Consider the following 10,553-nt stretch of genomic DNA (forward strand, 5'->3'; position numbering starts at 1 on the left):
ATCATGCAGCACACCACCCACTCGAACGCCGCGCCCGCGGCGGCCGGCACGGTCCGGCGCACCTCGGCGCGCTACAAGATTCTCGCGCTGCTCGCGATCGGCACGATGATCAACTATCTCGACCGCACCGTGCTGGGGGTGGCTGCACCGCAGCTCACCAAGGAGCTCGGCATCAATGCGGCCGTGATGGGCATCATGTTCTCCGCGTTTTCGTGGACGTACGTCGCGATGCAGGTGCCCGGCGGCCTGTTCCTCGACCGCTTCGGCAGCAAGATCACCTATTACTGGTCGATGACGCTGTGGTCGCTGTGCACGTTCCTGCAGGGCTTCGTGCCGGGCATCGCGACGCTGCTCGCATGCCGGCTCGGGCTCGGCGTGACGGAGGCGCCGTGCTTCCCGACCAACAGCCGGGTCGTCGCGACGTGGTTCCCGCAGAACGAGCGCGCGATGGCGACCGGTACGTATACGGTCGGCGAGTACATCGGCCTCGCGTTCTTCAGCCCGGTGCTGTTCGCGCTGATGGGCGCGTTCGGCTGGCGCTCGCTGTTCTGGGTCGTCGGCGCGATCGGCATCGCGTTCGGCCTGGTCTGGTGGAAGTTCTATCATGAGCCGCGCAACCATCCGGGCGCCAACTCCGAGGAACTTGCGTATATCGAGGCGGGCGGCGGTCTCGTGCACAGTGCACGCAAGGACGGCGACAAAGGCGGCAAGGGCGCGCAGAAGAAGTTCAGCTGGGCGATGGCCGGCAAGCTGCTGAAGAAGCGCCAGCTCGCGGGCATCTGTCTCGGCCAGTTCGCCGGCAACTCGACGCTGGTGTTCTTCCTGACCTGGTTCCCGACCTACCTCGCCACCGAGCGCCACATGGGCTGGCTGAAGATCGGCTTCTTCGCGGTGATGCCGTTCATCGCCGCTTCGGTCGGCGTGATGTTCGGCGGGATCTTCTCCGACTGGCTGCTGCGCCGCGGCAAGTCCGCGAACCTCGCGCGCAAGCTGCCGATCATCGCGGGCCTGCTGCTCGCGTCGACGATCATTCTCGCGAACTACGTGCAGAGCAACGAAGCCGTGATCGCGATCATGTCGGTCGCATTCTTCGCGCAGGGGATGGCCGCGCTCGGCTGGACGCTCGTGTCCGACATCGCGCCGGACGGCCTGCTCGGCGTGACCGGCGGCATCTTCAACTTCGCGGCGAACCTGGCCGGCATCATCACGCCGCTCGTCGTCGGCTTCATCGTCGCGTCGACCGGCTCGTTCGTCGGCGCGCTCGTGTTCATCGGCGTGATCGCGCTGATCGGTGCGCTGTCTTACATCTTCGTCGTCGGCGACATCAAGCGGATCGAACTGTAAGCATCGCCTCCACGCGCATCCTGTGCGTTCGCCCGGCGGCCGGTAGGCCGCCGGGCTTTTTTGTTGGCGCGACGCGCTGCGTGCACCCTTATGCGTGCTGCACCGCGATACCGAGCGATTCGACCGCCTGCGCGATCGCCGCGACCGCGCGCCGGATATCGTTGGCGTCGATCGCACCGATGCAGCCGACGCGGAACGTCTCCAGCTGCGTGAGCTTGCCCGGGTACAGGATGAAGCCGGCATCGCGCACGGCGTCGTAGAAGCGGCGGAAATCGTAGGCCGGGTGGTCGGGCGCATGGAACGTGACGATCACCGGCGCCTGCACGTTCGCATCGAGGAACGGCGTGAAGCCGAGCGCGCGCATCGATTCGACCAGCGCCCGGCAGTTGTCCGCGTAGCGCGCACCGCGCGCCGGCTGGCCGCCTTCGGCGAGATACTGGTCGAGTGCGGCGCGCAGCGCGGCGATCACGTGCGTCGGCGGCGTGAAGCGCCACTGGCCCGTCTTGCGCAGGTATGCGTACTGATCGTGGAGATCGAGCGCGAGCGACGGCGAATTGCCTTCGCCGGCCTCGAGCGCATCGCGCCGCACGATCGCGAACCCCATCCCCGGCACGCCTTCGAGACATTTGCCGCTTGCCGAGATCAGCGCATCGATGCCGCTGCCCGCCAGCGCGATCGGCAGCGCGCCGAACGAGCTCATCGCGTCGACGATCAGCCGCTTGCCGTGGCGTCGGCACACGGCGGCGATGTCGTCGAGCGGGTTCAGGATGCCGGCGCTCGTTTCCAGATGCACCTGCGCGACGTGCGTGATGCGCGGCTCGCGCGCGAACGCGGCTTCGATCGCGGCCGGATCGACGGCCGCATCCTCGCCGAACGGCAAAGCGATCGCTTCGATACCGAGCCGGCCGAGGATCTTCAGGATGCGCGCGCAATACGCGCCGTTGTCGGGCACCAGCACGACGCCGTCGCGCGGCACCAGCGTACCGAGCGCGGCTTCGACCGAGAACGTGCCGCTGCCCTGCATCGGTACGCACACGTACTCGTCGCCGCCATGCGCAATGGCGACGAGGTCCGCGCAGACGCTGGCCGTCAGTTGATTGAAAGCGGCATCCCACGAGCCCCAGTCATGTTGCATTGCGTGGCGGGTTGTGGCGGACGTGGTGAGCGGGCCGGGCGTAAGAAGAATCGGATCGGACATGGTTTTCCCTTGCAAAGGTCGGAAAGAAACGCCGGGTGGCATTTCTGAATGACTTGCATGATATTGGCAAAATGTGTCATTTTTTGGAAATTGTGGCATTCGTCACGGGTTTGTCATCGAACGCTGTGATCCTTCGCTTGCCGCGAGAAACCTGACCTCGGCGCGGCGGCGAGGCAGGCCGTTGATCGGCCTTGCCCGGAGATAACAGGAGAGCCGGATCGTGCCCCGGCCATTTGGTGTTCCGCCTACGGAGAAGTGAGATGACACTGCAGAATTCCTCGCGCGCCGCTGCCGGCGCGTTCCGCAAGCTTGCACTGGCCGCCGCCGTCGCCGGTCTGATGGGCGCCGCGTTGCCCGTGCATGCGGCGAGCGCGGTCGTGCTGTACACGGCAGACGGTCTCGAGAACCTCTATCGCGATGTGCTGCCGGCGTTCGAGAAGAAGGAAGGCGTCAAGGTCAACATCGTGACGGCGGGCAGCGGCGAAGTCGTCAACCGCGCGAACATCGAGAAGAATTCCCCGAAGGCCGACGTGATCGTCACGCTGCCGCCTTTCATTCAGCAAGCCGGCCAGATGGGCCTGCTGCAGGCGTACCAGAGCGTGAACTACAAGAACGTGCCGACGATCGCGAAGGCGGAAGACGGCACGTGGGCGACGTTCGTGAACAACTACTTCTCGTTCGCGATCAACCCGGACGTCGTGAAGAGCCAGCCGAAGACGTTCGCCGACCTGCTGTCGCCGGCCTATGCCGGCAAGGTCGCGTACTCGAACCCGGCCACGGCCGGCGACGGGATGGCCGTGCTGATCCTGACGACGTCGCTGATGGGCGAGGACAAGGCGTTCGACTACCTCGCGAAACTGTCGCAGAGCGTGAAGTTCCACACGAAGGGTACGGGCTACCTGAACGTGCTGCTGTCGCGTAACGAGATCAGCGTCGCGAACGGCGACCTGCAGATGGACCTCGACGATGCCGAACACGGCGCGCTGTCCGTCAAGCCGATCTTCCTGGCCGCGAAGGACGGCGACCAGCCGACCACGTTCCAGCTCCCGTACGGCATCGGCCTGATCAAGAGCGGCCCGAACCAGGACGCCGGCAAGAAGCTGATCGACTACCTGATGTCGACGGAAGTGCAGTCGAAGGTGCCGGACATGTACGGCATTCCGGGCCGCACGGACGTGCCGCTGGCCGGCAAGAACGGCGAAGCGGTCAAGAAGGCGATCGCGGGCGTGAAGCTGATCCCGGTCGACTGGACCCAGGTGATGGCGAAGAAGCCGGTGTGGATCGAGCGCTGGAAGAAGGACGTGATCGGCAGCTCGGGCAAGCAGCTCGACGTCGTCAAGCCGAAGTGATCGGCGCCCGCCGCCTGTATTCGTGAGCAAGAGGATGAACCCGGTGGAAACCACCCTGACCCATCCCGGCGCATTCGGCGCCGCCGAACCGCGAGCAATGCTGCGGTCCGGCGCGCCGGGCGGCGTGCAGATCGAACACCTGAGCGTGCGCTACGGCGCGCGCACGGTGCTGGAAGATCTGTCGCTGTCGATCGGTGCCGGTGAATTTCTGACCGTGCTCGGCAAGAGCGGCTGCGGCAAGACCACGCTGCTGCGCTTCATCGCCGGGTTCGTGAAGGCCGACGGCCTGACCGGCACGCTGACCGTCGCCGGACGCGACCTGACCTACGCGCCGCCGCACAAGCGCAATCTCGGTCTGCTGTTCCAGAATTACGCGCTGTTCCCGCACCTGTCGGTGTTCGAGAACGTCGCCTTCGGGCTGCGCGCGCGCGGCATGGCGTCGTCGGAAGTGACGCGCCGTGTCGCCGATGCGCTGAAGCTCGTGCAGCTCGGCGATGCGGGCCACCACCTGCCCGCGCAGTTGTCGGGCGGAATGCAGCAGCGCGTCGCGCTGGCGCGCGCGCTCGTGATCGAGCCGGACGTGCTGCTGCTCGACGAGCCGCTGTCGGCGCTCGACGCCAACCTGCGCGCGTCGGTGCGCAGCGAACTGAAGGCGCTGCACGAGCGCCTGCCGAACCTGACCGTCGTCTGCGTGACCCACGACCGCGACGACGCGCTCGTGCTGTCCGACCGCGCGCTGCTGATGCGCGACGGCCACATCGCGCAGCTCGGCACGCCGCAGCAGCTGTACGACGCGCCGCAGGACGGCTACGTCGCGCGTTATCTCGGCCCGGCGAACCTGCTGCCGCCGCACGTGATCTTTCCGCTCGGCGATCCCCGCCATGAAGTGCGTGGCAAGGTGGCGTGCGTGCGCCCCGAGCGCCTGACCATGATGCCGCCCGCCGCGGGCGGGCTGCACGGCACGGTGTCGTCCGTCGAATGGCAGGGCGCGGACCTGTCGATCGCGGTCACGATCGATGCGGCGCCCGACGAGCCCGTGCGCGTCACGATGCAACGCGGCCGCGGTGCGGCTCCCGAGCGCGGTGCGCGCGTTTCCCTGCATTGCGAGGCAGACGATGTCGTCCTTATCGAGCCCTGAAGCCGGCCTGCCGCCGCACGTGCTCGCGTCGGCCGCCGCGCACGCCGCCGCCGCGCGGCGCCGCAAGCGCATGGGCGACCTGCACCTGGCCGCGCTCGCGATCGTCGTGCTGGGCCCGCTCGTCGTCTACCCGCTGGTGCGGCTCGTGCTGCTGAGCGTGTCGGGCGACCACGGGCTGGGTTTCGCCGCGTACCGGACGTTCTTCGGCAACCCCGACACCCGCAACGTGCTGCTGACCACGCTCGGCGTGCTGTTCGCGAGCGCCGGCACCGCGTCGGTGCTCGGTGTGCTGCTGGCCGCGCTGCTGTTCTTCAAGCCGTTTCCGGGCGCGTCGCTCGTCACGCGCTTCCTGGAGCTGTACGTCGCGTTTCCGTCGTTCCTCGTCGCGTTCACGCTGATCTTCCTGTACGGCTCGCAAGGCTCGATCAGCATCGCGCTGCAGCACCTGTTTCATCTCGAAAATGCGCCGCTCGATTTCCTGTTCGGCATCGGCGGCGTGATTCTCGCGCAGACCGTGTTCTATACGCCGTTCGTCGTGCGGCCGACGCTCGCATCGTTCGCGACGCTCGATTTGCGGCTGATCGAAGCCGCGCGCAGCCTCGGCGCTTCCGGCTGGATGCTCGCCCGCCGCGTCGTGCTGCCGATCGCGTGGCCGGGCATCGCCGCCGGCACCGTGCTGTGCTTCCTGCTGACGCTGAACGAATTCGGGATTCTGCTCGTGCTCGGCAGCGCGCGGCTCGTCACGCTGCCGGTCGCGATCTACAGCAGCGCGACCGTCGACCTCGACCTGCCGACCGCGTCGGCCGGCGCGGTGGTGATGCTCGCGTTGTCGCTGGCGCTGTATGCGGTTTATCGCCGGGTGAACCGGCGCGCGACGGGAGGGAACGATGTCCGCTGAATTCCGTATCGGGCAAGCCGTGCCGCGCCGCCAGATCGGCTGGGGCGACACGGTGCTCAAGCATGCATCGCGCGCGGCGCTCGCGCTGGCCGCGTTCGCGTGCTTCTGGTTGTTCGTGTTGCCGGTCATCGTCGTCGCGCTGTCGAGCGTGTCGACGCAGTGGTCGGGCACGATCTTGCCGGCCGGTTACAGCCTGCGCTGGTTCGAGCGGCTCGGGTCGCCGGAATACGACGCGCTGCTGACGAGCCTCGAAATCGGCTTCGGCGTGTCGGCGGTCGGCACGGTCCTCGGGCTGTGGCTCGCGCTGGCGCTCGAAGGGCGCGACCGGCGCGGCCTCGGCGCGGTGGTCGATGCCCTCGTGATGGTGCCGAACGGCGTGCCGAGCGTCGTGCTCGGGCTCGCGGTGCTGATCGCGTATCACCAGAAGCCGGTCGACCTGTCGAGCTCGGCGGCGATCGTCGTGCTCGTGCAGCTCGCGCTGATCTTGCCGTTCTGCTATCGCTGCGCGGCCGCGGCGCTGCGTCCGGAGCTGACCGTGCTGCGCGAAGCGGCGGCGAGCCTCGGCGCGCCGCCCGCGATGGTGCTGCGCCGCGTGCTGCTGCCGCAGCTGGTGCCGGCGCTGCGCGCGAGCCTCGCACTCGGCTTCGCGCTGTCGCTCGGCGAGCTCGGTGCGACGCTGACGGTTTATCCGCCCGGCTTCGCGACGGTGCCGATCGTCGTGATCGGCCAGGTGGAGCGGGGGTATTACCTTCCGGCGTCGGCGCTGTCGCTGCTGATGCTGGGCGCGTCGCTCGCGGCGCTGCTGCTGATCGCCGCGCGCGTGCCGCGCGGCAAGCGGGCGGCATCATGAACGCCGCGTTTGCATTGCGCCAACCTGGCGACGCGTCGGCGGCCGGCATCTCGACGGAGCTTGCGGGTCGCTCGGTCGACGTCAACGGCCGGCACTACCGGCTGCCGGTCGAGCCGACCGTCGTCGTCTGCGTCGACGGCTGCGAGTACGACTATCTCGAACGGGCGGTGGAAGCGGGTGTCGCGCCGTTCATCGGCCGGATGATCGCGGAAGGCACGGCCTGGCGCGCCGATTGCGTCGTGCCGACCTTCACCAACCCGAACAACCTGTCGATCGTCTGCGGCGTGCCGCCGTCGGTCCACGGAATCTGCGGCAACTATTTCTGGGACCCGGCCGCCGACGGCGGGCGTGGCGCCGAAGTCATGATGAACGACCCGGCCTACCTGCGGGCCGGCACGCTGCTCGCGGCGGCGTCCGACGCCGGTGCGCGGGTGGCCGTCGTGACGGCGAAGGACAAGCTGCGCCGGCTGCTCGGCTGGCAGATGAACGGCATCTGCTTTTCGGCCGAGAAGGCCGCGCAGGCGAATCTCGCCGAAAACGGGATCGTCGACGTGCTCGACTGGGTGGGCCTGCCGTCGCCGGACGTCTACAGCGCGGCGCTGTCCGAATTCGTGTTCGCGGCCGGCGTGCGGCTTGCGCAGACGCGCCAGGTCGACCTGATGTACCTGTCGACCACCGATTACGTGCAGCACAAGTGCGCGCCGGGCAGTGCCGGCGCGAACGCGTTCTACGCGATGATGGACGGTTATCTCGCGCAGCTCGACGCGCTCGGCTGGGCGATCGGGCTGACGGCCGACCACGGGATGAACGCGAAGCACGATCCTGCGACGGGCCGGCCGAACGTCATCTATCTGCAGGATGCCTTCGACGGGTGGTACGGCGCGCAGGCTGCGCGCGTGATCCTGCCGATCACGGATCCTTATGTCGTGCACCACGGCGCGCTCGGCTCGTTTGCCACGGTCTATCTGGCGCCGGGCGTCGACCGGGCCGAGGCGATGTGGCGCGTCGGCGGCCTCGACGGCGTCGAGCTCGTGCTCGACAACGCGGAAGCCGCGGCACGTTTCGAGCTGCCGGCCGACCGGATCGGCGATCTCGTCGTGATCGGCCGCCGCGACATGACGCTCGGCACGCGCGAGCGCGAACACGATCTGTCGGGCCTCACGGTGCCGCTGCGTTCGCATGGCGGCGTGTCGGAGCAGGAAGTACCGCTGCTGTTCAATCGCCGTATCGAGCCGGTCGATCCTGCGCGTCGCCCGCGCAATTTCGACGTGTTCGATTACGTGCTGAACCGGGTCGCGACATGATGGCTCACCCCCGACACGATCACCCGGCGTTTCGCGCGGAGGCGCTGCGCTGGTGCGGCACGCGCGCGACGCGCGAACGCACGCTCGACGTCATGGACCCTTACACGGGCACGCGCGTCGGTACGGTGCCGCTCGCGAGCGTCGACGACGTGCGCGCGGCATTCGACTACGCGATGGCGTACCGGCCGACGCTCACGCGTTACGCGCGTTCGGAGATCCTCGAACGCGCGGCTGCGCTGCTGCGCGAGCGTACCGAGGAAGCGTCCGACCTGATCACGCTCGAGTCGGGGCTGTCGAAACAGGACTCCCGCTACGAGATCGGCCGTGTGGCCGACGTGTTGAAGTTCGCGGCGGTCGAGGCGCTGCGCGACGACGCGCAGAGTTTCTCGTGCGACCTGACGCCCCATGGCAAGGCGCGCCGCGTGTTTTCGCAGCGGCAGCCGCTCGACGGCGTGATCGTCGCGATCACGCCGTTCAATCATCCGATGAACCAAGTGGCGCACAAGATCGCGCCGGCGATCGCGACCAACAACCGCGTGATCGTGAAGCCGTCGGAGAAGGTGCCGCTGTCGGCGCTCTATCTGGCCGACCTGCTGGTTGAAGCCGGTCTTCCGGAGCCGATGCTGCAGGTGCTGACCGGCGATCCGCGCGAGATCGCGGACGAGCTCGTCACGCACCCGCATGCGTCGCTGATCACCTTCACGGGCGGCGTGGCGATCGGCAAGGCGATTGCCGCGCGGGCCGGCTACCGCCGCATCGTGCTGGAACTGGGCGGCAACGATCCGCTGATCGTCCTCTACGATGCCGATCTCGAACGCGCGGCGTCGCTGGCGGTGCTCGGGTCGTATCGGAATTCGGGCCAGCGTTGCACGGCCGTCAAGCGGCTGCTGGTGCAGCGCTCGATCGCGCCCGCCTTCACCGAATTGCTCGTCGAGAAGACGCGCGCATGGAAGTACGGCGATCCGTTCGATCCCGCGAACGAAATGGGCACGGTGATCGACGAGCAAGCGGCGCGGCTGTTCGAGGCGCGGGTCGGGGAGGCGGTCGCGCAGGGCGCGCGGCTGTTGACGGGCAACGTGCGGCGCGGCGCGCTGTATGCGCCGACCGTGCTCGACAACGTCGATCCGTCGATGACGATCGTGCGCGAGGAGACCTTCGGCCCGGTATCGCCGGTGATTGCGTTCGACACGATCGACGACGCGATCCGGATCAGCAACGGGACGGCGTTCGGGCTGTCGTCGGGTGTCTGTACGGACAGCACGGCGGCGGTCGTGCGGTTCGTGAACGAGCTGAACGTCGGCACGGTGAATGTATGGGAAGTGCCCGGATACAGGATCGAGTTGTCGCCGTTCGGCGGGATCAAGGATTCGGGGCTCGGATACAAGGAAGGCGTTCAGGAGGCGATGAAGAGCTTCACGAACCTGAAGACGTTTTCGCTGCCTTGGGAGTGAATGAATGGCATTGACGGTGGAAGATATCCACGGGCTGTATCGCGAGCATGGCCATGTGGCCTATAGCGGTGAACCGGTCACGCAGCTCGAGCATGCATTGCAGAGCGGATTGCTGGCGGAAGAGGCGGGGGCTGATGAGACGCTGGTCGCGGCGGCGTTCCTGCACGATCTCGGGCATTTGCTGAATCGTCAGGGCGAGACGCCGAGTGCGCGCGGGATCGACGATCTGCACCAGTATTACGTGCTGCCGTTCCTGCGTCCGCTGTTTTCCGACGCGGTGCTGGAGCCGATCCGGCTGCACGTCGACGCAAAGCGTTGCCTGTGCCGCACGGACGCCGGCTACTTCGAGAGCCTGTCGCCGGACTCGGTGCGCAGTCTCGCGCTGCAGGGCGGCATCTTCAGTGAAGAGGAGACGGCGGCGTTCCTGCTGCGTCCGTTCGCGGAGGATGCGCTGCGTCTGCGCCGCTGGGACGATACGGCAAAGGAAGAGGGCAAGGTGACGCCTGATCTCGATCACTATATGGCGATCGTCGCGCGCCAGGTGCGCGCAGGCTGACCGGTTGAGTTGCTTCTATATAAGACCCCGCACGCGACAGCGTGCGGGGTCTTATATTTTTTGAGAAACCCCTTGCGCAGTTGGAAGAGGTTGCTTAGAATCACGCCTCTTTCGCGCTAACGGAAACGCGGCGCGGAAGGGGAAGCAAAGCTGGTGGTGTGCTGCAGTCTTGGGCGCGCGGCTGGCCTAGAAGTTGGACCCCGCAGTCGCAACGATGTAGTGTAAAAAGTTGTTGACGAGCTGCGAAACACGGTTCATAATCTCGCTTCTCTGCTGCTGAAAACGCAGCGCTGCTGAGAAACGCGAAGTTCCTCGCAGATTGCTCTTTAAAAATTAACAGCCGATAAGTGTGGGCGCTTGATGGAAGCGAGCTGATCTTCGGATCAGATAGCAAAAGTATCAAGAGTCTCACACTAAAGTAAGTCAGGTTTATGAAGTGATTCATATTCCTGTCAGCTTTGAGTG

The 10,553-nt window shown here is 66.9% G+C and carries 10 protein-coding genes; 8 read left to right on the forward strand and 2 right to left on the reverse strand.

Translation table 11 applies throughout. From position 1 onward, the window contains the following. The first annotated feature begins 3 nt into the window (after positions 1 to 3). Positions 4 to 1,344, forward strand: coding sequence for an MFS transporter (locus tag ABY44_RS25110; protein WP_027790512.1), 1,341 nt, complete (start codon positions 4 to 6; stop codon positions 1,342 to 1,344). 88 nt (positions 1,345 to 1,432) lie between these two features. On the opposite strand, the gene ABY44_RS25115 is transcribed toward ABY44_RS25110, so the two are convergent. After that, complete coding sequence (locus tag ABY44_RS25115; RefSeq protein ID WP_060173944.1) at positions 1,433 to 2,542, reverse strand: 2-aminoethylphosphonate--pyruvate transaminase; 1,110 nt, start codon at positions 2,540 to 2,542, stop codon at positions 1,433 to 1,435. Between the two features lie 260 nt (positions 2,543 to 2,802). Between ABY44_RS25115 and phnS the strand changes: the two genes are divergently transcribed. Genes phnS through ABY44_RS25150 form a run of 7 tightly spaced genes read left to right on the forward strand, consistent with a single transcriptional unit; the run spans position 2,803 to position 10,088 of the window. Next, on the forward strand, positions 2,803 to 3,891 hold the full coding sequence (gene phnS / locus ABY44_RS25120) for a 2-aminoethylphosphonate ABC transporter substrate-binding protein (RefSeq protein WP_059695341.1): 1,089 nt from the start codon (positions 2,803 to 2,805) through the stop codon (positions 3,889 to 3,891). Between the two features lie 34 nt (positions 3,892 to 3,925). Then, positions 3,926 to 5,029 (forward strand): 2-aminoethylphosphonate ABC transport system ATP-binding subunit PhnT, encoded by a 1,104-nt coding sequence (gene phnT, locus ABY44_RS25125; RefSeq protein ID WP_060173943.1) that lies wholly within the window; start codon positions 3,926 to 3,928, stop codon positions 5,027 to 5,029. Further along, positions 5,007 to 5,927: a 2-aminoethylphosphonate ABC transporter permease subunit gene (phnU, locus tag ABY44_RS25130; protein WP_060173942.1), complete on the forward strand. Its 921-nt coding sequence runs from the start codon at positions 5,007 to 5,009 to the stop codon at positions 5,925 to 5,927. Before phnT ends, phnU begins: the two co-directional genes overlap by 23 nt. Next, a complete protein-coding gene (gene phnV, locus ABY44_RS25135) occupies positions 5,917 to 6,777 on the forward strand; it encodes a 2-aminoethylphosphonate ABC transport system, membrane component PhnV (RefSeq protein WP_060173941.1) in 861 nt (286 codons plus the stop codon). Before phnU ends, phnV begins: the two co-directional genes overlap by 11 nt. After that, positions 6,774 to 8,081, forward strand: a complete 1,308-nt coding sequence (gene phnA / locus ABY44_RS25140) for a phosphonoacetate hydrolase (RefSeq protein WP_060173940.1) — start codon at positions 6,774 to 6,776, stop codon at positions 8,079 to 8,081. The genes phnV and phnA overlap by 4 nt, the downstream gene beginning before the upstream one ends. Next, positions 8,078 to 9,532, forward strand: coding sequence for a phosphonoacetaldehyde dehydrogenase (phnY, locus tag ABY44_RS25145; protein WP_431642533.1), 1,455 nt, complete (start codon positions 8,078 to 8,080; stop codon positions 9,530 to 9,532). Before phnA ends, phnY begins: the two co-directional genes overlap by 4 nt. 4 nt (positions 9,533 to 9,536) lie before the next feature. After that, positions 9,537 to 10,088, forward strand: coding sequence for a phosphonate degradation HD-domain oxygenase (locus tag ABY44_RS25150; protein ID WP_060173938.1), 552 nt, complete (start codon positions 9,537 to 9,539; stop codon positions 10,086 to 10,088). A gap of 100 nt (positions 10,089 to 10,188) precedes the next feature. Here the strand turns inward: ABY44_RS25150 and ABY44_RS25155 are convergent. Further along, positions 10,189 to 10,553, reverse strand: a 365-nt coding sequence (locus ABY44_RS25155) for a hypothetical protein (protein WP_431642535.1), incomplete at its 5' end; no start/stop codon positions are given.

The sequence above is a fragment of the Burkholderia sp. ZZQ-2 genome, assembly GCF_050768715.1.
Lineage (GTDB): Bacteria > Pseudomonadota > Gammaproteobacteria > Burkholderiales > Burkholderiaceae > Burkholderia > Burkholderia cepacia.

Coding starts and splice junctions, on each gene's coding strand:
- phnS (WP_059695341.1), top strand. CDS start 2,803: ATGACACTGCAGAATTCCTCGCGCGCCGCTGCCGGCGCGTTCCGCAAG.
- ABY44_RS25115 (WP_060173944.1), bottom strand. CDS start 2,542: ATGTCCGATCCGATTCTTCTTACGCCCGGCCCGCTCACCACGTCCGCC.
- phnT (WP_060173943.1), top strand. CDS start 3,926: ATGAACCCGGTGGAAACCACCCTGACCCATCCCGGCGCATTCGGCGCC.
- phnU (WP_060173942.1), top strand. CDS start 5,007: ATGTCGTCCTTATCGAGCCCTGAAGCCGGCCTGCCGCCGCACGTGCTC.
- ABY44_RS25110 (WP_027790512.1), top strand. CDS start 4: ATGCAGCACACCACCCACTCGAACGCCGCGCCCGCGGCGGCCGGCACG.
- phnY (WP_431642533.1), top strand. CDS start 8,078: ATGATGGCTCACCCCCGACACGATCACCCGGCGTTTCGCGCGGAGGCG.
- phnV (WP_060173941.1), top strand. CDS start 5,917: ATGTCCGCTGAATTCCGTATCGGGCAAGCCGTGCCGCGCCGCCAGATC.
- phnA (WP_060173940.1), top strand. CDS start 6,774: ATGAACGCCGCGTTTGCATTGCGCCAACCTGGCGACGCGTCGGCGGCC.
- ABY44_RS25150 (WP_060173938.1), top strand. CDS start 9,537: ATGGCATTGACGGTGGAAGATATCCACGGGCTGTATCGCGAGCATGGC.